This is a genomic window from Actinosynnema pretiosum, assembly GCF_002354875.1.
Classification (GTDB): domain Bacteria; phylum Actinomycetota; class Actinomycetes; order Mycobacteriales; family Pseudonocardiaceae; genus Actinosynnema; species Actinosynnema auranticum.
Genome location: NZ_CP023445.1, coordinates 592,783 through 616,169, shown reverse-complemented (window position 1 = coordinate 616,169; position 23,387 = coordinate 592,783). Strand labels below are relative to the sequence as shown.

General features: G+C 76.1%; 16 protein-coding genes. 7 read left to right on the top strand and 9 right to left on the bottom strand.

Features of this window, described 5'->3' with window-relative positions; genetic code table 11:
• Positions 1 to 147: 147 nt before the first annotated feature.
• Positions 148 to 1,539: a lytic transglycosylase domain-containing protein gene (locus tag CNX65_RS35915; RefSeq protein WP_198320426.1), complete on the top strand. Its 1,392-nt coding sequence runs from the start codon at positions 148 to 150 to the stop codon at positions 1,537 to 1,539.
• A 396-nt stretch (positions 1,540 to 1,935) separates the two neighbouring features.
• Here the strand turns inward: CNX65_RS35915 and CNX65_RS02890 are convergent, their stop codons facing one another.
• The 3 genes from CNX65_RS02890 to CNX65_RS02880 all read right to left on the bottom strand — a co-directional run bounded on the left by CNX65_RS02890 (position 1,936) and on the right by CNX65_RS02880 (position 3,500).
• Positions 1,936 to 2,199 carry a hypothetical protein gene (locus tag CNX65_RS02890; protein WP_232519679.1) on the bottom strand — a complete coding sequence of 88 codons (264 nt, stop codon included), beginning with the start codon at positions 2,197 to 2,199 and terminating at the stop codon, positions 1,936 to 1,938.
• 25 nt (positions 2,200 to 2,224) lie between these two features.
• The gene (locus CNX65_RS02885; protein ID WP_096497574.1) at positions 2,225 to 2,461 is read right to left on the bottom strand and encodes a DUF397 domain-containing protein; all 237 of its coding nucleotides are present in this window, start codon (positions 2,459 to 2,461) and stop codon (positions 2,225 to 2,227) included.
• 154 nt (positions 2,462 to 2,615) lie between these two features.
• Positions 2,616 to 3,500, bottom strand: a complete 885-nt coding sequence (locus CNX65_RS02880) for a helix-turn-helix domain-containing protein (protein ID WP_096491384.1) — start codon at positions 3,498 to 3,500, stop codon at positions 2,616 to 2,618.
• A gap of 208 nt (positions 3,501 to 3,708) precedes the next feature.
• Here CNX65_RS02880 and CNX65_RS02875 point away from each other — a divergent pair, with 208 nt between their 5' ends.
• The gene (locus CNX65_RS02875) at positions 3,709 to 4,542 is read left to right on the top strand and encodes an SAM-dependent methyltransferase (protein WP_096491383.1); all 834 of its coding nucleotides are present in this window, start codon (positions 3,709 to 3,711) and stop codon (positions 4,540 to 4,542) included.
• 130 nt (positions 4,543 to 4,672) lie between these two features.
• Here the strand turns inward: CNX65_RS02875 and CNX65_RS37685 are convergent, their stop codons facing one another.
• Together CNX65_RS37685 and CNX65_RS02870 are read right to left on the bottom strand one after the other, a co-directional pair.
• Positions 4,673 to 4,801 (bottom strand): hypothetical protein, encoded by a 129-nt coding sequence (locus tag CNX65_RS37685; protein ID WP_256373719.1) that lies wholly within the window; start codon positions 4,799 to 4,801, stop codon positions 4,673 to 4,675.
• Positions 4,802 to 4,974: 173 nt separating this feature from the next.
• The gene (locus CNX65_RS02870; RefSeq protein WP_096491382.1) at positions 4,975 to 6,159 is read right to left on the bottom strand and encodes a DNA-3-methyladenine glycosylase 2; all 1,185 of its coding nucleotides are present in this window, start codon (positions 6,157 to 6,159) and stop codon (positions 4,975 to 4,977) included.
• Positions 6,160 to 8,054: 1,895 nt separating this feature from the next.
• On the opposite strand from CNX65_RS02870, the gene CNX65_RS02865 reads away from it, so the two are divergent.
• Together CNX65_RS02865 and CNX65_RS02860 are read left to right on the top strand one after the other, a co-directional pair.
• Complete coding sequence (locus CNX65_RS02865; protein WP_096491381.1) at positions 8,055 to 12,089, top strand: WD40 repeat domain-containing protein; 4,035 nt, start codon at positions 8,055 to 8,057, stop codon at positions 12,087 to 12,089.
• A gap of 124 nt (positions 12,090 to 12,213) precedes the next feature.
• Entirely contained in the window at positions 12,214 to 12,744 is a 531-nt protein-coding gene (locus CNX65_RS02860; protein WP_096491380.1) for a DUF2165 domain-containing protein, read from the top strand.
• 160 nt (positions 12,745 to 12,904) lie between these two features.
• Here the strand turns inward: CNX65_RS02860 and CNX65_RS02855 are convergent, their stop codons facing one another.
• Together CNX65_RS02855 and CNX65_RS02850 are read right to left on the bottom strand one after the other, a co-directional pair.
• Positions 12,905 to 15,271 carry a helix-turn-helix transcriptional regulator gene (locus tag CNX65_RS02855; protein ID WP_096491379.1) on the bottom strand — a complete coding sequence of 789 codons (2,367 nt, stop codon included), beginning with the start codon at positions 15,269 to 15,271 and terminating at the stop codon, positions 12,905 to 12,907.
• 8 nt (positions 15,272 to 15,279) lie between these two features.
• Complete coding sequence (locus tag CNX65_RS02850) at positions 15,280 to 16,596, bottom strand: Hsp70 family protein (RefSeq protein ID WP_096491378.1); 1,317 nt, start codon at positions 16,594 to 16,596, stop codon at positions 15,280 to 15,282.
• Between the two features lie 245 nt (positions 16,597 to 16,841).
• Between CNX65_RS02850 and CNX65_RS02845 the strand changes: the two genes are divergently transcribed.
• The 3 genes from CNX65_RS02845 (at position 16,842) to CNX65_RS02835 (ending at position 21,131) form a co-directional block, all read left to right on the top strand.
• Positions 16,842 to 17,699: an IniB N-terminal domain-containing protein gene (locus CNX65_RS02845; protein WP_096491377.1), complete on the top strand. Its 858-nt coding sequence runs from the start codon at positions 16,842 to 16,844 to the stop codon at positions 17,697 to 17,699.
• Positions 17,700 to 17,797: 98 nt separating this feature from the next.
• Entirely contained in the window at positions 17,798 to 19,609 is a 1,812-nt protein-coding gene (locus CNX65_RS02840) for a dynamin-like GTPase family protein (protein WP_096491376.1), read from the top strand.
• A gap of 58 nt (positions 19,610 to 19,667) precedes the next feature.
• On the top strand, positions 19,668 to 21,131 hold the full coding sequence (locus CNX65_RS02835) for a hypothetical protein (protein WP_373565514.1): 1,464 nt from the start codon (positions 19,668 to 19,670) through the stop codon (positions 21,129 to 21,131).
• A gap of 308 nt (positions 21,132 to 21,439) precedes the next feature.
• Here the strand turns inward: CNX65_RS02835 and CNX65_RS02830 are convergent, their stop codons facing one another.
• Both CNX65_RS02830 and CNX65_RS02820 read right to left on the bottom strand, forming a co-directional pair.
• Entirely contained in the window at positions 21,440 to 22,102 is a 663-nt protein-coding gene (locus tag CNX65_RS02830; RefSeq protein WP_096491375.1) for a DUF4232 domain-containing protein, read from the bottom strand.
• A gap of 181 nt (positions 22,103 to 22,283) precedes the next feature.
• Complete coding sequence (locus tag CNX65_RS02820) at positions 22,284 to 23,222, bottom strand: gamma-glutamylcyclotransferase family protein (RefSeq protein ID WP_232519677.1); 939 nt, start codon at positions 23,220 to 23,222, stop codon at positions 22,284 to 22,286.
• Positions 23,223 to 23,387: the final 165 nt, after the last annotated feature.

Genomic DNA, 23,387 nt, shown 5'->3' with positions numbered 1-23,387 from the left:
GGTCAAGGGCGGAAGTTAACCGGTCCGAGCGATCAGGCGGCGAACAAACACCAACTCGATGGGGGGAACGCCGGTTGGTCCTCCCACCAGCCGTGTTACTAGTGGATCGCAGATCGCTGACCACCCACGACGGTATTGGGATTCCCCGTGCACCCACGTGAGACGACCCACCGGCGTCCGGCGCTGACCGCGATGGTCGGTGTCCTCTGCGCCATCGCGGCATCATCCAACGCGGCGCTGCCAGACCCCGCGCCGCTCGCCGCGGCCTCGACCTCGCCCCCGCTCGCGGAGCGGAGCATCCGGCCGATGGCGGTGGAGGACTCCGACGGCCTGACACCGGCGGCGACACCCGAGTCCCCGCCGCGGGGCCAGGAGGCCGATCGCGCGGCGGGGGCGGAACCGGCGCCGCCCGCGACCGCGGGGGCCAAGGGCATCCCGGTGAACGTGCTGGAGGCGTACCGGAAGGCCGAGCAGGCGCTCGCCGGGTCGTGCAACCTGCGCTGGTACCACCTGGCGGGCATCGGGAAGATCGAGTCGGGGCACGCGCGCGGCGGGCGGGCCGACCCGAGCGGGGAGACCGCGCCGCGGATCCTCGGGCCGGTGCTGGACGGCGGGGAGTTCGCGGCGATCCGGGACACCGACGGCGGGCGGCACGACGGGGACCGGACCTGGGACCGCGCGGTCGGGCCGATGCAGTTCATCCCGTCGACGTGGCAGCGCTACGCGGCGGACGGCAACGGCGACGGGGCGTCCAGCCCGCACAACATCCACGACTCGGCGGTCGCGGCCGGGAAGTACCTGTGCTCGGGCGGGATGGACCTGTCGAAGCAGAGCGACCTGGACGCGGCGGTGTTCCGGTACAACCACTCGCGGACCTACGTGGTGGCGGTGGAGACCTGGATGCGGGCCTACTCGGACGGCGCGGTGGAGGTGCCCGCGCTGCCTCCGGGCGCGGACGGGGACGAGGGCGGTTCCGACGGCGGGAAGCCGGAAGGCGCTGGGGCGTCAGGGGAATCGTCGTCGGCCGCACCGGAGTCGTCGGCCCCGGAGTCGTCGGCGCCCGAGTCCGCGGCGCCCGAGTCGGCAGCCGCGGACCCCTCGGCGCCGGACTCCTCGGCTGCCGACTCCTCCGCGCCTGATTCCTCCGCACCTGATTCCTCCGCGCCGGGTTCGGCGGAGTCCCCCTCGGCCGACCCGGCCGCGCCGGGGTCCCCCGCGCCCGACCAGCAGGCCCCGGCGGCGCCGGACGCGAACCCCCAGGGCCAGGCGGTCCAGGGCGGTCAGGCGACGAACTCCGCACCGCAGCAGGCGGGAGCGCCGCCCGTCGAGACCAAGCGGCCCGCCGCGCCGGAACCGCCGCAGGCGGACCGGTGCCTGGTGCTGGTCCAGGAGCACGCGCAGGCGTCGCGGCCGGTCGCGCCGACCGCCGACGAGGTGCGCCAGGCCGGGTGCACCGCCGAGCAGGTCGCGGCGATCGAACGCCTGTTCGAACTCTCCACACCTGTGGACAGCCCTGTGGAGAAGTCCGCGCGCGGGTAGCGGACGTCCCCCGGACGCGCGGATGCCCCCTCCCGAGGATTCCGGGAGGGGGCATCCGCTTTCCGGCGTCCCACCGACCGCGGCGGGGACGTGCCGCCCGTGCTCGCGCATCGGGAAGCCGAACCCCGCGCGGACCTCGCTCGCCGTCACCCCCTGTGACGCCGGGCGGTGCTGGCGCACCAACCCGAGCCCGACGATCGACGTCCGCTGTGGACGGTGGAACCCCTCGTTCTCTCCGGCGCGGCGCGGTGATCGCCGCACGGTCAGGCGGCGCCCCGAGGGCGCCTGCGGCGACCACCGCACCGGTCTCGACGAACGGGGAGCGGGCCGGGGCCCCGGCGCGTGGGGCCCGAACCCGTGCGCTCACCCAGGTCAGTTCGCCGGGGGAGGGACGACCTAGGTCATCCGGTCGTCCGGTAGTTCGAGGAGCTCTTCCAGCACCGCGGTCGCCGATCCCCGCCTGCGCCACGAGAACCTGCTGGGGAACAGCACGTTCGACTCGTCGGCGGGCATCCGGATCGCGATCGCGTTGTCCGCGTCGTGCAGCCTGACCACGTCGATCACCGTGTGGTGGGCCCGGACGCCGACGACAGCCGCCAGTTCACCCCTCGCGTCGCGCGGGTGCAGGAACTGGAACCCCCGCGCGATCAACTGGCGCAACTGCCCGGCTGTTCGACCCCCCTGGTCAGCCGAGGAGGTCATCGAACTCGCCGTCCTTCGCACCGGCGACGAAGGCGGCGATCTCCTCCCTGGTGTAGACCAGGGCGGGACCGTCGGGGAAGCGCGAGTTGCGGACGGCGATCCCCCCGTCGGCGTCGGCGAGCTCCACGCAGTTGCCCAGGGCGCCGCTGCGCGCGCTCTTCCGCCACACCACCCCCTGCAGCGACGCCGCCGACATGCCGTTGTGGACCCTGCTCGCCATGCTCCACCCCTTCGGTCCGAAGCTCCGCAGCCGGTGCATCTGCACGTGCATCTGAGCCGTGCACGGACGCTAGCAGCGGCGTGGGCACCCGTAAATGCACGTGCATATGCAGCGGCGGAATCTCCCTCTAATGGCGGAAACCCCTAGCCGGGGGTCACAGCGCGGCGCGCGCCTTCGCCAGCAGCTGCCTGCTGCGATCAGGCGTCTCCGCATCGACGGTGAGCCGGTCGAACACCCGCCCGTAGATCTCCAGCTCCTCGGGTTTGTCCAGGTAGAGCGCGCCCGCGAGGTGCTCGACGTAGACGATGTCCGGCAGGTCCGGCTCCCCGAACCGGAGCATCGTGAACGGCCCTTCGGCGGCATAACCGCTCAGCGGGAAAGGGACTATCTGGAGGGTGACGAGCGGTTGCTTGGTCACTTCCAGGAGGTGGTCCAACTGCTCGACGAGGACCTGCCTGCCGCCGATCGGCCGGTGCAGCACCGACTCGTCGATCACCACCCACAGCCGGGGCGCGCCGGGCCTGGCGAGCACCTTCTGGCGGCGCATCCGCAGCGTCACCCGGCGCTGCACCTCCGGGCCCGCGAGCTCCGGCCTGCCGTGGCTGGCGATGGCGCGCGCGTAGTCCTCGGTCTGGAGCAGGCCGGGCACGAAGTGCGTCTCGTAGCTGAGGATGCGGGTCGCCGCCTCCTCCAGTCCGACGTAGTCCTGGAACCAGTCGGGCATCAGATCGGTGTAGCGGTGCCACCACCCCGGCTCGTTGGACCTGCGGACCATCGCCAGGAACTTCTGCCGCGCGTCCTCGTCGACCATCCCGTACATGGTCAGCAGGTCGGAGACGTCGCGCTCCTTCAACCCGACCCGGCCCAGCTCCAAGCGGCTGATCTTGGAGTCGGAACCCCTGATCTGGTAGCCGGCCTGGGCTCGGGTGATCTCCGCGGCCTCGCGAAGCCTGCGCAGCTGCGCGCCGAGCACGATCCTCAGCGCGGTGGGGCCGCTGTCCCGCTCGCCGCTGGGGAGCCGGGGCTCACCGGTGGCCATCGCCGATCCTCCCCGCTCGCCGGAGCGCACACCCGATCGGCGGTAGCGCCGCGGTGGCCCGACATCGCATCGTCACTGAACGTACACCCACGTCCGCCCAACCCCTCCCGACAGCGGTCCCCGCGCGGTGCGGGCCCATACCCCTCGATGATCGTCTGTGCTGAGGTGCACGAGCAGTTCTACTCCCGGACAACCCTGCGAGGTAGCCATGCCCGCTCTGTCGCCGGACGCCCCCGCCCCGGTCCACATCGACACGACCAAGGCGAGCATCGCCAGGGTCTACGACGCCTTCCTCAACGGCAAGGACAACTACGAGATCGACCGCGAGGTGCTGCGCCGGGTGCAGCAGGTGACGCCGGAGGCGGCGACGCTGGCGGTGGACAACCGGGGGTTCCTGATCAGGGCGACCAGGTTCCTGGCCAGCCAGACCGGGATCACCCAGTACCTGGACTGCGGTTCGGGGCTGCCCACGGCGGAGAACACCCACCAGGTCGTGCAGCGGCTCCAGCCCGAGGCGCGGGTGGTGTACGTGGACAACGACCCGGTGGTGCTGGCGCACGGGCGGGCGCTGCTGGAGGAGAACGACCAGACGCACTTCTCGGCGGCGGACATCTTCGACCCCGAGGCGATCCTGGACGACCCGGTGGTGCGCGAGCACATCGACTTCAGCAAGCCGGTGGCGCTGCTGCAGCTCGGGACGGTGCACCACTACAACGGGACCTCGCCGACGGCGCAGGAGATCATGGCGAAGTACGTGGACGCGCTGCCGTCCGGCTCCTTCGTGGCGCTGAGCCACTTCCTCGACCCGGAGACCGAGGAGCTGAGCCGGTTGGCGCGGCGGATGGAGCAGGCGTTCCTGCACAGCCCCATGGGCAGCGGGAAGTTCGCCACGCGCGCGGAGCTGCTGGGGCTGTTCGACGGGCTGGAGCTGGTCGAGCCCGGACTGGTGATCTGCGCCGACTGGTGGCCGGACGGGCCTCAGCTCAAGGAACTGGCCCCGGTGTCGCGCTGCATCGCGGGGGCGGTCGGCTGGAAGCGGTGACGCGGCCGGGACCGGCGGCGCGGCCGGGCGCCGGGGAGCGCCCGTTGGGGCGCAACGGTTCCGGGGCGCACGAGGCTCCCGTTGGCGGCGGTCTTCCCGCTGCGCCAACGGGAGTCGGGGGAACGTCCGATCAGGACGAAGCTTCGGCGGTCGCGGGCGGCTCGTGGAACAGGTCCTCGTAGCTCGGCTCGGCGGAGGCGGGCACCGGGAAGTGCGCGTCGTGCGACTCAAGGTGGCTGAACAGCTGGTCCGTGCTCAACGGGGGATCTCCGTCCATGACGACTCGGGACGCGCTGAGGATAGGCAGATCAGGCGCAGGCGAAACCGATTTCCGCCACGATTTCCCGAGTCCGGTCCCGACGATCATAGAGCGCCCGGTTCGAGCGGGTGGGCGAACCGCCGTTCTCGCTTGCGGGACAAGGGTTCGGGGGGTCAGGTCGGGGTGCGGCCCAGCAGGTAGCGGGCCGCGTAGGCGCGCCACGGGCGCCACGCGCGGGAGCGGTCGGCCAGCGCGGCGGCGGTGACCGGCAGGCCGATCCCGCCCGCGGCGGCGCGCACGGCGGGGTCGTCGGGGCAGAAGCCGTCCGGGTCGCCCAGCGAGCGGGTGAGGACGGCGTCCAGCACGCGCTCGCCCGCGCAGCGCAGCGCCGACCGGGCCTCGGCGCGGTCCGCGCCCGCGCCCAGGTCGACGCCGCCCACCAGCGCGGTGAGCAGGGCGGTGAGCGGGGCGCGGGCGTGCGGGGGCAGCAGGGCCGGGTCCAGGTCCAGGAGCGCTTGCGGCGTCGGGAACAGGTGGGTCAGGCCGCCGCCCGCCGGGTCCGGGACGGGCTCGCCCGCCTCGCGCACCACCCGGTGCGCCCAGCCCGAGCTCTTGCCCGCGGCCGTGCTGGCGCCCGCGCCCATGCCCATGCCCGCGCCTTCGCCGAGCAGGGCGCGCACCGCGCACTCCGCGCCGTCGACCACGCCGGGGACCCTGGTGCCCGGTGCGGCGTCGACCAGCGGGCGCAGGGCGGGGTCCGCGCGGAGGGCGCCGTCGACCTCGGCCGGGTCGGCGTCGAGGTCCAGCGCGCGGCGGCAGCGGGAGATGGCGACCGGGAGGTCGCGGGAGTCGGTGAGGGTCAGGTCGCACTCGACGTGGTCGGCGCGCGGGCGCAGCGAGACCACGCCGTGGCCGTGCGGGAGGCGCAGCGTGCGGCGGTAGGCGCCGTCGCGCCACTCCTCGACGCCGGGGACGGCGTTCGCGACCAGCGGCCCGAACAGCGACGGCGCGTGCAGCGGGCCGAGGAACGGCAACCGCAGCACGACCGCGCCCGGTTCGCCGCCGGGGGCCCGGCGACCGCCGCGCAGGTCGGTGGGCGAGCGGCCGAACAGCTCGCGCACGGTCTCGTTGAACGCGCGCACGCTCGCGAAGCCGGCCGCCACGGCGATCTCGGTCATGGGGAGGGCGGTGGTCTCGACCAGGAGGCGGGCGGTGCGGGCGCGGCGGGCGCGGGCGATGGCGAGCGGGCCGGAGCCCAGCTCGGCCAGGAGGCGGCGCTCGACCTGGCGGACGCTGTAGCCGAGCCGGGTGGCGAGGCCCGGCACGCCCTCCCGGTCGACCACGCCGTCGACGATCATGCGCAACGCTCGGGCGACCGGGTCGGACCTGGGGCCCCAGGTGGGGTCGACCAGGTCGGTGGTGGGCGGGGTGGCGGGGTGGTCGGTGAAGGGGTGGGGGGCGCGGGGGCGGGGGGTGGTGGTGTGGCCGGTGGCGGCGGGTGGGGCGGCGGCTTGGGCGCGGTTGGCGGCGACACGGCCAGCGGCAGGAGCGCCTGCGCCGGCCCCGGCGCGGGTGGCAGCGGTGCGGCTGGTGGCGGGCGCACCGGTGTCGGCCGAGGCACGGCCGACGGCGGTGCGGGTGGCGGCAGGCGAACCGGCATCAGCCGAGGCACTGCCAGCGACAACACGACCAGCAGCCGAAGCACCCGCATCGGTTGAGGTGCGGATGGCGGCGGCGCGGTTGGCGGGGGGCGCATCGGCATCAACCGAGGCACGGCCCACGACGGTGCGGGTGGCGGCGGGCGCGTCGGCGTTAGCGCGGGCGCGACCACCGGCAGGAATAGGCGCGCCAGCCCCGGCGCGGATGGTGGCAACACGGCTGGCGGCAGGCGCGTCGGCATCAACCGAGGCACGGCCCACAGCGGTGCGGGTGGCGGCAGGCGCGCTGGTGTTAGCGCGGGCGCGACCACCGGCAGGAGCAGCCGCGCCAGACCCGGCGCGGCCGGCGGCAACACGGCTGGCGGGCGGAGCGCCGGCATCGACCGGGGCGTGGCCAGCGGCGGCACGGCCGACAGCAGGAGCGCCGGCATCGACCCCAGCGGAGGTGGCGGCGGTGTGGCCAGTGGTGGGGGCGCTGGCATCGGCGAGGGCGCGGCTGGGTGCCGGGGGCTGGGGGCCGGTCAGGGGCTGGCTGCCGATCGAGGCGTGGTCGGGTGCGGGAGCAGCGGCGCGGGTGGGCCTGCCGGTGGTGGCGGGCGAGCGGTCGGTGGTGGGGGTGGGGTGGGTGTTCGGGTCGGGTGGGGTGCGGGTTTGCGGGTCTTCTGGTCTTTGCGGCGTCGTTCGCCGTCCCGGTTCGCCCGGTTCCGCCCTCAGCACCTCGGCCCCCTCCCCCGGCGCCCCCGCGCCCGTTTCCGCACCCGTCTCCGCGCCCGCGCCCGGCTGGTCGTCGCGTGGTTCCCGCGAGCGGTCGGAACGGGTGGCCGACGGTTCGGGGAACTGGTGCGCCCGATCGTTCGGCGCGCCATCCGCGCCATCCGCTCCGGGCTCGGTCCGGGGTGCGGAAGGCCCCCCGCAATGGGGGTGGGGGCGCGGTCCGGTGAAGTGCCGACCACGGTTAGCCAGGTGGTCTGGTGACATCGACCGGTTGTGCTCCACTGCGTCCTCTTGCACGTCCTCGGGCACCGCTCGGCGATCCCGGAACCGCGTCCCCGAACTCTGGCGGAAAAACGACATCGAACAAAGCGGTCGCGGCTTGGGCACGCCGTTGTGCGCAAACCGCGGACCCGCTCCGGAACGTTGTTCCGGCGTTGCGCTCCGACCCCCGCTCGCGCGGGGTGCGGGGCGACGGGCGCCCCGCCCTTCCCACCGGTGTGCGACCGGGCTGGCACGACCCCAGGCGACCATCACGGGCAGTGACCGGCGCTCGGTCCGGCGCACACCCCTCGTTCCCCGTTCGGTCGAGTCGCTCCCCACGCGGTCATCCCGGTCAGCGGACCTTTCAGCCCCGCTGAGAAGACCCCCAGGACTCCTCAGCGGTGAATGGCCCGCACCGGCTTCGGCTGTCTCCGGGTAAACCACCGCACCCGGCCCCGCCGCACTTCCGGTCGGCGTCGGCGCAACGCCTGGGAGCACCCTGGCACCCCCGGTCGTTAAGGTGGAACGGGCGGGCCGCCGAAGGCGGGCAAAAGCCCTGTTCACACCGCGATCCGGTTTTTCCGGACCGGAAACCGGCACCGGGGGAGGGCGCTCAGCGGATGGTGGGGAACGGTCACGGTTCGGGTCCGCGCACCGCTTTCGCCGAATGCTTCGCGCTGCTCTACGCCGAGGCGGGCGACCCCCCGCTCAAGCGCGTGACCGCCTCGGTGGCCAGGTCGCGCCGGGTCGACGAGCAGGGCCGACCGGTCAGGGTGACCGCGCAGCGGGTGAGCGACTGGCGCCGGGGGCGCAACGTCCCGGCCCGGTTCTCGGCACTCTCGGTAGTGCTGGAGGTGCTCATCGGTGAAGCCCGCAAGCAGCGGCCGACCCCGCCGATCCCCGAGCTGCACGACCTGGGGGCGTGGCGCGAGCTGTGGGAGCAGGCCCTCGCCAGCCCCGTCGCGGCCGTCGAGAGCGCGCCCCCGGAAATGCCCGAGGAAAGCGGCGTGTGCCCCTACCGGGGATTGGCCGCTTTCCAGCCCGAGGATTCCTCCTGGTTCTTCGGCCGGGAGCGCAGCACGGCCGCCCTCGTCGCCCGGCTGGACAATTCCACGGAATACGGCGGAATCGTTGTCCTGGTCGGCGCCTCGGGCGCCGGGAAATCCTCGCTGGTGCGCGCCGGGCTCATTCCCTCCATTCGCGAGGGAGCGTTAGCCGACCCCGGCTCCGCGTCCTGGCCCTCGGCCGTCATGACACCGGGTGCGAAACCGCTCGCCGAATTGGTCGAGCGGGTTCCCGAGCTGGCCTCGGTCCTGCCCCCCGGCGGGCTCCCCGACGACCCGCCGACCGAGCGCGGCGCGGGCCCGAGGTCGCTGGGCGTGATCGACTTCGCGGAGCGGGTCAGGGCCGCCGTCGCCGAGCACGCGCGGGCGCGCGGCGGCGAGCGCCTGGTGCTGGTGGTCGACCAGTTCGAGGAGGCCTTCACCCTCTGCGGCGACGACGCGCAGGTCCAGCTGTTCGTCCAGGCGCTGGCGGCGGCCTGCACCCCGGAGCGGCCGGGCGGGCACGCGCCCGCGCTGGTCGTGCTGGGCGTGCGCGCCGACTTCTACGGGCGCTGCCTGGTGATCCCCGAACTGGCCGACGCGCTCCAGGAGCGGCAGATGGTCCTCGGCCCGATGACCACGGCCGAGCTGCGCGAGGCGGTGGCCAGGCCCGCGCGCGCGGCCGGCCTCCAGCTGGAGGCCGGCCTGGTCGAGCTGATGCTGCGCGACCTGGGCGTGCGGGCCGGTCGGACGCCGGTGCGCGGCGCGCGGGGCGCGTACGACGCGGGCGCCCTGCCGCTGCTCTCGCACGCCCTGCTCGCCACCTGGCAGCGCAGGCAGGCGGGCAGGCTCACCACCGCGGGCTACCGGGCCGCGGGCGGCATCCAGGGCGCGGTGGCCGCCACGGCCGAGCGCGCCTGGGCCGACCTCCCCCCGGCCGCGCAGGGGGCCGCGCGCCCGCTGCTGCTGCGCCTGGTGCGGATCGGCGCGGACACCCACGACACCCGGCGCCGCTCCACCCGGCAGGAGCTGGTGGGCCAGGCGGGCGACCCGGCCGCCGCCGAGGAGGCGCTCGAGGTGCTGGCCCGCGCCCGGCTGGTCACCCTCGACGCGGGCTCGGTGGAGATCACCCACGAGGCGCTGATCCAGGCGTGGCCGAGGCTGCGCGACTGGATCGACCAGGACCGGGAGGGCGAGCTGCTGCGGCAGCGGCTGGAGGAGGACGCGGCGGCCTGGGCCGAGCAGGGCCGGGACCCCTCGCTGCTGTACCGGGGCGCGCGGCTGGAGGCGGCCAGGCACTGGGCGGCCAGGCACCGGGCGGACGGCGCGGGCCCGACCGGCGCCACCGGCGACTTCCTCGCGGTGTCCGGCCAGCACCACCGGCGGGCGGTGTGGGCGCTGCGCGGCGGGGTCGCGCTGGTGGTGGTGCTCGCGCTGATCGCCGGGGTCGCGGCCGTGGTGGCGGTGCGCCAGCGCGACGACGCGGTGTTCCGGCAGGTCGTGGCCGAGGCCGACAAGCTGCTCGACCGCGACCCGTCGCTGTCCGCGCAGCTGGCGCTGGTCGCGCGCGGGATGCGGCCGTCCGCGCTCGACCTGGGCACCCGGCTGATCTCCTCCGGCGGCGCGCCGCTGGCCACCCCGCTGACCGGCCACACCGGCGCGGTCTACCTGACCACGTTCTCCCCGGACGGCCGCACCCTGGCCACCGCCAGCTACGACCGCACCGTGCGGCTGTGGGACGTCACCGACCGGGACGCCCCGAAGCCGCTGGGCGAGCCGCTGACCGGGCACGGCGACTGGGTCAGCTCCGCCGTGTTCTCCCCCGACGGCCGCACGCTCGCGTCGGCGGGCAAGGACGGCTCGGTCCGGCTGTGGGACGTCACCGACCGGGCCCGCCCCAGGCGGCTGGGCACCGCGGAGGCCCCCGGCAGGGACACCGTCTACCTGGTCGCGTTCTCCCCGGACGGCCGCACGCTCGCGTCCGCGCACGCCGACCGCGCGGTGCGGCTGTGGGACGTCACCGACCCGAGCGCCCCGCGGCGGGTCGCGGAGCTGGCCGGGCACGGGCAGCAGGTGCGCACCGTGGCCTTCTCCCCCGGCGGGCTGCTGGCCTCCGGCTCGGACGACGCGACCGTGCGCCTGTGGGACGTGTCGGACCCGAGCGCGCCGCGCCAGGTCGGGGCCCCGCTGGGCGGGTTCGACAGCACCGTGCACTCGGTCGCGTTCTCCCCCGACGGCCGCACCCTCGCCGCGGGCAGCGAGGACCGCAGCATCCGGCTGTGGGACGTCACCGACCCGGCCGCCCCCGAGGCGCGCGGCAGGCCGCTGGCGCTGCACCTGGCCCCGGTGTGGTCGGTCGCGTTCTCCCCGGACGGCCGGGTGCTGGCCTCGGGCGCGGCGGACAGCACGGCGCGGCTGTGGAACGTCACCGACCCGGCGCGGGTCCAGCCGCTGGGCAAGCCGCTGGCGGGCCGCAGCGGCACGGTGTTCGCGGTCGGGTTCTCCCCCGACGGCCGCGCGCTGGCCACCGGCAGCCTGGACCCGGTGGTGCGGCTGTGGTCGCTGCCGTCGACGGTGCTGGTCGGGCACGCCGCCCGCACGGTCGGCCCCCGGTTCACCCCGGACGGGCGCGCGCTGCTGACCGGCAGCGAGGACGGCACGGTGCGCGCGTGGGACCTGGCCGGTCCCGGCGGCCCGGACGCGCCCGCCCCGATCGGCGACCGGCGGGACGCGGGCGAGCCGGTGCGGGCGGTGGTGCTGGGCGAGGACGGCCGCACGATGGTCACGGCGGGCCCGAAGGCGGTGCGGCTGTGGGACGTGCGGCCGGGCGCGGAGCCGGAACCGCTGGGCGCGCCGCTGCCGCTGCGCACCCGGTTCAGCTCGCCGCTGGCGCTGCGCGGGAACCTGCTGGTCACCGCGGACGAGGACAACACCGTCCTGCTGTGGGACCTGTCCGACCGGGCGCACCCCAGGCCGCTGGGCGAGCCGCTGACCGGGCACGACGGGTACGTGAACCTCGCGCTGCTCACCTCGGACGGCCGGTTCCTGGTGACCGGCAGCGCCGACAGCCACCTGCGGGTGTGGGACGTGTCGGACCCGGCGCGCCCGAGGGCGGTGGGCCGGTTCCCCGGCCACGACGGCCCGGTGCGGGCGGGCGCGCTGTCCCCGGACGGGCGGGTGCTGGCGACGGCGGGCGACGACAAGCTCGTGCGGCTGTGGGACTTCTCGGACCCGACCGCGCCAAGGCCGCTGGGCGCGCCGCTGGCCGGGCACGAGGAGGCGGTGGTGTCGGTGGTGTTCACCCCCGACGGGCGCACCCTGGCCAGCGGCGGCGAGGACGCGCGGCTGCGGCTGTGGGACACCTCGGCCCCCGCGCTGGCCGGGCCGATCGGCGAGGGCGTGGTCGGGCACGACTCGGCGCTGCGGGACATCTCGGTGAGCCCGGACGGCTCGGTGGTGGCGACCAGCTCGGCCGACGGCACGGTGCGGCTGTGGCACCTGGACGCGGACTGGGCCCGTCGGCGGATCTGCGCGCGGACCGGGGGCGTGCTGACCGAGGACGCCTGGCGGGAGCACGTCCCGCAGCTGGACTACGCGCCCCCGTGCAGGTAGGCGGGACGGCCGGGGCCTGCCGCCCGACCGGTGGATCGGGCACCCGAAGCAGTCGGCGCGGCCATCCGGGTGATCGTTCGCGGGCCCGTGGACTTCCGCCGCGCGGTGACTAGGTTCAGCAGTCATGCGCTTTCTGGCACGGGTCGGGGGACCCCGCGCGGCGGTCGTGGTGCTCACGGCCGTCGCGGGCGTCTACATGGCACTGGTGGCGTTCAACAACGTCACCGACTACGGGTCCAACCACGCGTTCGTGCAGCACGTGTTCGCGATGGACACCACGTTCGGCGCGCCGAGCGCGGCGTGGCGGGCGATCACGAGCCCGGCGCTGGTGACGGTCGCGTACGTGCTGATCATCGCCTGGGAGGCGCTGACGGCGGTGGTGCTGCTGGCGGGGCTGGGGGCGTGGCTGTCCGGCCGGTCGCGGTTGGGGTCGCTGCTGTCCGGGACCGGGTTCGGGATGCAGGTGCTGCTGTTCGGGCTGGGGTTCATCGTGATCGGCGGCGAGTGGTTCCTGATGTGGCAGTCGAAGCAGTGGAACGGGCTGACCCCCGCGCTGCAGAACGTGGTGATCGCCGGGTTCGGGCTGGTGCTGGTGCACGTGGCCGGGCGGGGCGAGCCGGTGGTGGAGCGCGCCGGCGCGGGGCGCGCGGGCTGACCCCGGCGGGCTGAACCCTTCGCGCGCGAGCGCTGCGGAACGACGGCGGAACCCCCTGGTCGCAGGTCAGGGGGTTCCGCCGCGTTCTCGGCGCGGACGGGGGACGGACCCGTCCGCGCCGGTGGTCGGCCCGCTCGCACGCGGGCCGACCGGCTCCGGGTCAGCCGACGATCTGGCGGAGCTGGTCGAGCAGCTCGGCTCGGCTGGTGCAGCCCAGGCGCTGCCGGATGCGGGCCACGTGGTGCTCGACGGTCTTGGCGGAGATGAACAGCCGGTCGCCCACCTGCTTGTAGGTGAGCCCGCCGACGACCAGCTCGGCGACCTCGCGCTCGCGGTCGCTGAGCTTGCCGGTCTCCTGCCCGGTCTCGGGCTCGACCGGCTTGCGCCCGCCCAGCGGCCTGCCCTGGAGCAGCCGCGCGCAGTCGAGCAGCCGGACCATGGCCTGCCGGTCGGAGGTGCGGATGGCGGCCTGGCCCGCGAGGCGGGCTGCGTCCCACCACTGGCCCGCCGCGTGCAGCCCGCGCGCGGCCTGCTCGACCTGGTCGGGGTCGACCTTGCCCGCGAGCACGTCGAGCCAGCTCTCGGCGGCGCGGGAGACGATCGCGCAGTAGCGGCCCGAGTCGCGGTGGGCGGCGAGCGCGGCGGCGTGCTCCTCGGCGGCCGGGATCTCCTCGGCGATGATCGCGGCGTGCAGGCCGCTCCAGTGCAGCGGCACCGCCCACAGCGCGGGGTTGCCGAGGCCGCGCAGCAGGTCCTCGGCGGCGGCCAGGTGCGGGGCGAGGCGGTGCTGGTCGCGCAGCCGGGCGGCGGCTGCGGCGAACTCGCCCAGCGGCAGGAACGTGTACAGGTCGACGGGGTGGCGCAGCACCGCCTCGCAGGCCTGCTCCCAGGTGCGCTTGAGGGTGGGCAGGTCGCTGTTGCGGCGGGCGATGCCGATCTCCAGCGCCACCGCGAAGATCCAGTCGCGGGGTTCGAGGGGCCGGTTCGCCCTGCGCAGCGCGGTGATCGTCTCGCGGGCGCGCTCCAGGTTGCCCCGGCCCATGGCGATCCAGGCGCGCAGCAGCCGGTGCCGCACGGCCATGAGCGAGCCGCCGAGGCCGGAGGCGACGGCGCGGTCGAGCGCGGACTCGGCGACCACCGGCTCGCCGCTGTGCAGCGCGACCAGCGCGGCGAGGGCGGCGGGCGAGTCGGGCAGCAGCACGCCCGCGCCCGCCGGTTCCAGCAGGCCCGAGGCCCTGACCAGGGTGGACAGCGCGGTGGTCGGGCTGCCGGTGACCGATTCCAGGACGCCGTGCGCCATCAGCGAGGCGGCTCCGCCGAGCAGGGTGGGCGGGGCGGGCGGCAGCGGCGCGACCGGGAGCGCGCCGACGCCGATCTGGCCGATGTGCGCGAACGCGGTGGAGGTGGCGCTGGGCGACCAGCGGTGCAGCTCGGTGCTGCGGGCGAGCTGGCCCCGGTGGGCGAGGGCGATGGCCGCGACCTCGGCGGCGGCGCCCCGGTGGGTCCGGTCGCCGCCCGCGACGACCCGGTCGGCCAGGCGCAGCGCGGAGTCCAGGTCGCCCGCCATGGCGGAGGCGGTGGCGTGCCGGACGGCCACCTCGGGGGTGGGGGTGCCGATGGCGGCGAGCAGCCGGGCGGCGAGCGCCGGGTCGCTGGGCAGCGCCTCGGCGGCGGCGGCCGTGAACAGCTCGGACAGCTCGGGGCCGGGGGCGGTGAGCAGCGGCCGGACCAGGTCGAGCACGGGTCCGCCCACGCGCAGCTGGGACTCGGCCAGCGCGCGGCGCACGGCGATGCGCCGGTCGGTGCGGCTGAGGGCGGCGACGGCGGTGCGGGCCACCGGCAGCAGGGTGCCGTCGGGGGCGAGCAGGCCGGTGGCGCGGGCGGCGTCGATGACGTCGGCGACCCGGTCGGCGTCCCCGCCGAGCAGCGAGCGCAGCAGGTCGAGGCGCAGGGCGGCCCCGGCCTCGGCGGCGAGGAGGAACTTCTGGGCGTCCGGGTCGAGCCAGTCCAGGTCGGCGCGGAAGGAGGCGATGACGTCCGGGGTCAGCTCCGGCGAGGTCAGCCCGGAGAGCCGGGCGACGAAGCGGGGCACGCCGCCGGTCTGCTGGTGGACGAAGTCGACCAGGGCGCGGCCGGTGGACGGGGGCAGGGCGTGCCTGACCTGCTCGCGGGTGAGCGGGGCGGGCAGGTGGGCGGGGCGGACGCGGCCGAGCGACTCGGCGAGCGCGGCCAGCGCGCGGGAGCGCGGCCACGGCCGGTAGGCGACGACGACGGAGGTGTCGCCGCGCTCGACCAGGGCGCGCAGGGCGCGCAGCTCGTCGTCGCCGAGCAGGTGCGCGTCGTCCACGGCGGTGACGTCGGCGCCGTTCTGCGCGAAGGCCCGCTCGACCTCGCGCAGCAGGGTGGTCTTCCCGTGCCCGCCGGGCGCGAGCACGCCGAGGCGCAGGACCGCGCCGGGGTTCGCGGCGATCTCGTCGAGCAGGACGCGGGCCGCGGTGTCCAGGACGGGCTTGGGGGGAGTCGTCATGCGGTGGCTCAACGGCCGTCCTCGTCGTGTCGGGTGCGGTGTCGGGGGTCGCGCTCGGACCGGCCGCCTCGGCGGGAGCGGCCGATGGGGGCGAGGCCGCGGCGCACGACCCGCTTCACCGACAGGGGGGTGGGCAGGTCGAGCGGGGTGATCTCGACCGGGGGACGTGGCGGGGGCGCGGCGCTCTCCGCGTCGTCCCAGGCGAGCTGGCCGACGGGGAAGCGCAGCGACGGGTCGTCCCCGTGCACGAGCACGGAGGTCTCGCCGTGGTCGGGGCCGGTGTCCGGGCCCAGGAGCAGCCGCCTTCCCGCGAGGGCGGCGCCCCGGACCGCGCAGGCCTCGGGGGCGGCGGCCAGCACGAGCCTGCCGGGCACGGCGGCGGCGACGGCGGAGGCCAGCAGCGGCGTCCTGGCGGTGCCGCCGACCAGGGCGATCGCGTCGGGGCGGTGGCCCCGGCACAGCCGCTCCAGGCCGCGCACGGCCAGTTCGACGCCCGGCCTGGCCAGCTCCTCGAAGCGCTCCCTGGTCAGCTCGACGTCGACGCGGCCGTCCGGCAGGTGCACCGGGACGGCCGTGACGGGCACGCCGGACAGGACGCGCTTGGCGGACTCGCAGTCCCGGCGCAGCCTGGCGACGGCGGGCAGCAGGTGCGGCTGCGCCGGGTCGAGGCCGCCGAGCTCGGCGGCGACGTGCGCGAAGACCAGGTCGTCCAGGTCGGCGCCCGCCCACCGGTCGGCCTCCTCGGACCAGGCGAGCAGCTCGTGCTCGCCGTTCGGGGCGAGGCGGACCAGCGCGGAGGTGGTGGCGTGGCTGCCGACGCCCAGCACCGCGAGCAGGCCGGCGCGGGCCCGGTGGTTCTCGGCGTGGTCGGCGGCGACGGCCAGCGGTTCCGGGAGCAGGGTGACCCGCGCGAGCCCGGCGTCGCGCAGGGCCGCGTGGACCAGCGCCCTGGCGTGCGGGCCCCAGCCTGGTGGGTGGGACAGCACGACGTGCGCGGGCGGCTCGCCCTCGCGCTCGGCCACGCGCCGGGCGACGTGGGCGACGAGCAGCCCGACGAGCTCCTGGGGGGTGCACGGGTCCGCGCCCAGGACGACGGGGACGTCGTCGCCGACCCGGCGGACGAAGTCCGAGGCGGTCCAGCGCGGGTCGCCCGGCTCGCCGACGGCGAAGTCGCCGTCGGCGGTCAGTTGCAGGCAGGTGGCGACGCCGCCGCCCGGTCCGCCGAGGCCGACGACCTCGGCTTCGGAGCGGCCCGCGCCGCCGAGGTGGCAGACGGCGGCCGAGGTGCGGGTGGAGCCCGCGTCGACCCCGAGGACGTACGACAACCCGGAGCCTCCTTCACTCACCTGTTCGCAGCAGCGGTCAACTACCTACACGGGGTGCAGGGGGCCGACAAGCGTGTCCCCCTCCCCCTTAGGGAGTGAACGAGAACCCCCCCTCCGGGGATGCGGTATCTACTGGGAGCAATCCCCGATGGCTCGTGATCCCCCCGCTCCTACCGTTGTGGCATCGGCAGGGCGACGCCCTCCGGCACACCCACTCCCGCGCCACCCACCAGGAGAGACGCCTCATGGTCGCCACCCCGGACACGCTGCACGACTTCGTCCTCGACCTGCTGAGCAACCCGAGCGCCCTGGCCGCCTTCCAGGTCGACGCCGAGGGCTGCCTGGCCGCCGCCGGCCTGAGCGACGTCACCGCGCTGGACGTCCAGGAGGTCATCCCGCTGGTGCTCGACTTCGCGCCGTCCGCCGGCCTGCCCGCGCTGGACGGGATCGTCGCGGGCGACCTGGACCTCGACCTGGAGGGCTCCGTCTCGGCGATCGCCCAGCTGCAGGCCGTGACCCAGCAGCTGACCGGCGTGGTCGGCGCGGGCTCGGACATCAACCTGGGCGCCGTGGGCGCGCTGACCGCCGACGCCAGCGGCGTGGGCCTGCTCGGCGGCGCGGGCGACCTGGGCCTCGGCCTGGGCGCCGACGTGGCGACGAGCGTGGACGCCACCGTGGCGACCAGCTTCTCCGCGGTGGGCGACGTGACCGCCACCCTGGACGGCGCGACCACCGCCGTCACCCAGACCGCCGCCGGTGTGGACACCTCGGTCGACGCCACCCTGTCGGGCGCGGTGGACACCCTGGACGGGACCGTCGGCTCGACCCTGCCGGGCCTGGACGGCGTGACCTCCCCGCTGTTCGACACCGTGGGCTCGGTCCACGGCTCCGTCAGCGCCGTGGCCGACCAGGCGTTCGGCGCGCTCGGCGGCGGCGGCCTGGACCTGGGCGCGACCCTGGAGCCGGTCGGCGACCTCACCCAGCACGTCACCGCGACCGTCTCCGCCACCGCGCACAACGCGGGTGTGGGCGGCGTCACGGACGCGGTGGGCCACGCGGCCGCGCCGATCGCCGAGTCCCCCCTCGGCGACCTGCTGTTCTGAGCCTGAACCGCTCAGCGGCCGGAAGCGGCCCCGCTCACCCGGCGGGGCCGCTTCGCTCTTTCACCCAAGCGGGGGAACACGGCAGACTCGACCGGGTGATGTCCGCTCCGTGGCTCGACGTGCTCGACGACACGATCAGGGCCTGCGCCGCCCGCAACCGCCCCGACCTGGCCGCCAGGCTGCGCGAGAAGCGCGCGAGCCAGCTGGACCCGAGGATCCGGGTGCTCGTCGTGGGCGAGTCCAAGCAGGGCAAGAGCCAGCTGGTGAACGCGCTGATCAACGCGCCGGTGTGCGCGGTCGGCGACGACGTGACGACGGCCGTGCCCACGTTCGTGCAGCACGCCGAGACGCCGTCCGCGGCGCTGCTGCGCGGCCGGTCGATCGCGGACACCCCGACCGAGCGCATCCCGGTGCCCATCGACCAGGTGGCGCGCGCGGTGAGCGGGCGCGCGGGCGGCGAGGTGCTGGCGGCCGAGGTCGGCATCCCGCGCGAGCTGCTGGCGTCCGGGCTGGTGCTGATCGACACCCCCGGCACCGGGGACCCGCGCGGGGCGCGCGCCGCCAGCACCTACGCGGCGCTGCTCCAGGCCGACGCGGTGCTGATGGTCACCGACGCGACCGCCGAGCTGTCGGCGTCCGAGCTGGAGCTGCTGCGCCGGGTCGTGGCGGCTTGCCCGAACGTGACCGTGGTGCTGACCAAGACCGACCTCTCCGCGCAGTGGCGGCAGGTGCTCCAGCGCGACCGCGCGCACCTCGCGCGCGCTGGCGTGGGCGCGAAGGTGCTGCCGGTGTCCTCGGCGCTGCGGCTGCGCGCGGCCAGGACCGGGGACCGCGAGCTGAACGCCGAGTCCGGGTTCCCCGAGCTGCTGGCGTGCGTGCAGCGCGACATCGTGGCGGCGGCGGACGTGCTCGGCCGCCGGTCGGTGGCCGCGGCGGCGGCGTCGGCGGTCAGGCAGCTGGTGGCCCCGCTCAAGGAGGAGCTGGCCAGCATGGGGGCGCGCGGCCCCGAGGACACGATCGCCGCGCTGCACGAGGCGCAGCGGCGGGTGGACGAGCTGCGGCGGCGGTCCGCGCGGTGGCAGACCGTGCTCGCCGACGAGATGGCCGACCTGGTGTCGGACGTCGAGCACGACCTGCGGGACCGGACCAGGGGCATCCTGCGGGAGGTCGACCGCACCTTCGAGATCGCCGATCCGGGGAAGGTGTGGGACGAGTTCGAGCCGTGGCTGCGCACCAGCCTGACCGAGGCGGCGGCGACGAACTTCGCGTGGCTGCTGGAGCGGGCGGAGTGGGTCGCGGAGAAGGTGGCGCGCAGCTTCCCGGTGCACCGGGACGACCTGCTGCCCGAGTCGGTGTTCCCGGACGACCTGCTGGACCGGGTGGCGGAGCTGGACGCGCCCGCGCTGGAGCGGTTCACCGCGAGCCAGAAGTTCTTCACCGGGCTGCGCGGGTCGTACGGGGGCGTGCTGATGCTCGGGCTGGTGACCAGCCTGGCCGGGATGCCGCTGATCAACGCGGTGTCGCTCGGCGCGGGGGCGCTGTTCGGCGGGCGGTCGATACTGGAGGAGGGCGAGCAGCGGCTCAAGCGCAGGCAGGTCGCCGCGAGGCAGTCAGTGCAGCGGCACGTGGACGACTTCTTCGTGAAGTTCAGCAAGGACTGCCGGGACGCGGCGCGGCACGTGCAGCGGAGCCTGCGCGACCACTTCAGCACCATCGCCGAGGAGCTGCAGGAGACGCTGCTGGAGTCGGCGCGCAGCGCGCGGCGGGCGGTGCAGGACGACGCGACCGAGCGGGAGCGGCGCACGCGCGAGGCCAAGGGCGAGCTGGACGGGCTGGTGCAGCTGTACCAGCGGGTGCAGGCGGTGGCCGGGGTCGGCGTGGCGGCGACCCCGCTGAGCATCACGGCGTAGCTGCGGCCACCCGTTCGGGGGTAACCCGGATCGGGGGTGCGTCGTTGGTGGTGCTGTGGTGAACGGGAGCGTGGTGGGGTCCGGGCTCGTGGGTTCGGGCGCGGTCGGGTCGGGGCTCGTCGGGGCGGGCGCGGTGGGGTTGGAGGCGCGGGTCGGGGCGCTGCTCGACGAGGCGCTGGCCCTGTACCGGGACAGCCCGAGGGCGGTGTCGTGGCTGCGCGGGCACCGGGCGCGGTTCGCCGAGCCGGTGCGGGTGGCGGTGGCGGGCGAGCGCGGGACCGGCAAGTCGACGCTGGTGAGCGCGCTGGTCGGCGAGGAGCTCACCGCGCCGCCGACCGCGACCGCCTGGTACCGCGACGGGGCGCGGCCCGCGGCGTGGGTGGGCGCGCACGAGGTGCCGGTGGTGCGCCGCGACGACGGGGTGCGGGTGGAGGCCGGTGGCGCGGAGCGGGTCGTGGTCGAGTGGCCCGCGCGGTCGCTGCGCGACCTGGTGCTGGTGGACGCGCGGCCGGACGCGCCGGTCGAGCTGGTGTTCGGCGAGGCGGACGCGGTGCTGCACCTGAGCAGGCACGTGCGCGACGAGGACCTGGAGCGGCTGCGCGCCGGGCACGACCACCCGATCGCGCGGGCGGCGCCGGTGACGACGCTGCTGGTGCTGGCGCGGGCCGACGAGATCGGCGGCGGGCGGATCGACGCGCTGTCGTCGGCCAAGCAGATCGCCCGGCGGTGCAGGCGGGACCCCGCGGTGCGGGGGCTGTGCCAGGACGTGGTGGCGTTCGCGGGGCTGCTGGCGGTGGCGTCGCGCACGCTCAGGGACGAGGAGTTCGCCGCGCTCGGGGCGCTGGCGGGGCTGGCGCGGGCGGAGCTGGACGGGCACCTGCTGTCGGCGGACCGGTTCGCGGGCGAGGACTTCCCGGTGGCGCTGGGCGCGGCGGCGCGGCAGCGGCTGCTGGACCGGCTGGGGCTGTTCGGGGTGCGGCTGTGCACGACCCTGATCAGGCAGGGCTTCGACACCCGGGTGAAGCTGACCGGTCAGCTGGCCCAGCGCAGCGGGCTCGGCGAGCTGCGGGAGGCGATCGGGGCGCACCTGACCGAGCGGCGCGGGGCGCTGAAGGCGCGGTCGGCGCTGCTGGGCCTGGACGTGGTGCTGCGCGCCGAACCGCGATCGGGGTCGGTGGCGCTGCTGGGGGCGCTGGAGCGGGTGGTGGCGGGGGCGCACGACTTCCGCGAGCTGCGCCTGCTGGCCGCGCTGGGCGGCGGGCGGGTGAGCCTGCCGGGCGAGCTGGGCGAGGAGGCGGTGCGGCTGGTCGGCGGCGCGGGAACGGGTGCGGCGACCAGGCTGGGGGTGGAGGAGCAGGGGCTGTCGGGGCGAGAGCTGCGGCGCCTGCTGCTGGACGTGCTGGGGCGCTGGCGCGAGCACGCGGCGAGCCCGGTTCTGGACAACGCCCAGCGGCGGGCGGCGGGGGTGGTGGTGCGCAGCTGCGAGGGGGTGCTGGTGGAGCTGGGCGGGGCGGCGGGGTGAGGGGGGCGGCGGGCAGGCAGACGGGCGAGCGGTGAGCGCAGGCCTCGCTCGTGGCGCGGTTCGCGCTGGAGGCCCCGCGTCCGACCGCACCCCGCCGCGAGCCCGCTGAGGCGCCCCGCCCGCACAGCCGCCTGCGGGCCGCGGGCACGCGCCCACCGCAGGCCCGCGCGAACGGCCGCGACACACGCCCGTCCACGCGTGCCGGTCGCGCAACCGCCCGCGCGCCTCAGCCGCGTTCCCGCCGCGCTCGCAAGCCCCCGTGCCCGCCCGGAGCGCGGGGGCGCCGCGCTCCGGGTCGAGCCGCGGGATCAGGCCGCGCGGAACGGGCTGATCTCGATCTTCCCGCCGCCGCACACCGGGCCTCCCGGCCAGGTCACCGTGAGCGGCTGGGTCTCGTCCGGGGGGATCGCCGCCGCGCTCGCCGGTTGGGGTTCGCAGGGGCCCTCCACCGGCTCGTCGCCGGTCGGCACCACGGTCCACCTCAGGTCCGCCGACGCCGACGCGCCCGGTTCCACGACGACCGGCTCGGGGGCGGGCAGGCCGGTGCGGACGAGGTCGGTCGGGACCGGGCCGCCCGCGGCGTCGAGCAGCTGCAGGCCGCTGTAGCCGGTGAGCGTGCACGTCCGGTCGCCGGTGTTGGTCACCACGAACACCCCGTGCCGGTTGCCCGCGCCCGCGTCGGTCGGCTGGAGCCTGCCGGTCAGGGACGCCGCCGTGCAGCGGCCCCCCGCGCCCGGCGGCTGCCCGCCCGGCTCGCTGGGCGGCACCGGGTCCGCGCCGCCGCCGGGGTCCGCGCTGTTCGGGGCGCCTTCCACCGAGGCGCCCGGCTCGCTCGACCCGGTCGCCGCGCTGCTCGGCGCGGCCTCCGTCGTGAGCGCGCCCCGCTCGGCTGCGGGGCGGGCGCCGCCGCCGCACGCGGCGAGCACCCCGGCCAGCGCCACCCCGCACACCGCGATCAGCCGTCGCCTCATGTCCCACCTCCAGAGTCGGATGCTGCTGGAGGAGGACGTACCCGGTGCCCGCTCCGGTGGCCCCTGACGGGGGAGATTCACCGGATCGGGCCTACGCCGGACGCGGGCGACTCGATCTCACACCTTCGTGCGGCCCGAGCGGTCGACGCTGGTCACGGTCCGCTTCCAGGGGGCGCCACCGTCACACCCACCCCTCCGGCAGCTCCGCGAACCCGTCGACCGGCCCGCGCCACAGGTACGTCCAGCACACCCGCCCGTCCGGCAGGGTCACCCGGACCCGCCGGTACTCGTCGCCCTCGTACTCGTCCAGCACCGGCAGCGCCTCCTCCGGCGAGGTCAGCCGCAGCACGTGGCCCGGCACGTTCGCGACCCCGCCGCCGGGGCGCAGCGCCGGGTAGCCGAGCCCGGTGTCGTGCAGCGTCCCGGACGCCCGCGCGGGCTCGGGCGAGCCGCTGGTGAGGGGCTCGACGAGCCCCCACGCGCTCTGCCCCGGCTGGAGCGTGCCGTAGACGAACAGGCGGTCCGGCCACTCGTCGGGCGCCGGGTAGCCGTGGACCGGGGTGACGTCGAGGCCGTCGTCGGGCGCGGGCCGCCCGCCGAGCCAGCGCGCCCCCACCTGGTCGACCTCGGCGCAGCGCACCGGCTCACCGGCCGACAGCAGCGGCATCCGCCTGCGGCCCGCGCCGGTGTAGGCGAGCACCGAGTCGACCACCGAGCCGTCGAACAGGGTCACCCGGCCGCTGTGCACGCGGACCAGCCGGTAGCGCAGCCCGCGCCCCTCGCAGCGGTCCAGCACGCGCAGCTGCTCGGCGGTGGCGAACCAGACCGCGTGCTCCTCGGTGACGTCCGGCATGGCGGCCAGGGTCGCGGGCCGCTGCCCGTCGACCTTGCGCAGGCCCGAGGCCCACACCGCCGCCAGCCCCTCGCACCTGGCGCGCAGCACCACCGCGGGACCGGTGAGACCGAGCTCCTCGCGCAACCAGGTGACCTTGGCGGGGTTGGCGTTGGACCCGTAGGCCAGCACCGGGGTCCGCTCCGCCATCGGCGGCTCGCCGTGCCCGGCCAGCCACTCGTCCAGGTCCACCCCGTCGGGGGAAACCCGCCACCCCGAGTCAGTCATCGGGTCCGGGTCTACCGGCCAACCCGCCCCGTCCAGGTGAACGAAGCAGGCACCCGGCCGAGCGCCGGGGTAGGGCTCCGCGGGGTGCCGGTCGTCCGTGAAGGGCAGGGCCAGTGCCGCCCCGCCCGCCGTGTGCTTCCGTCTGCCGCCCATACGACCTCCAGT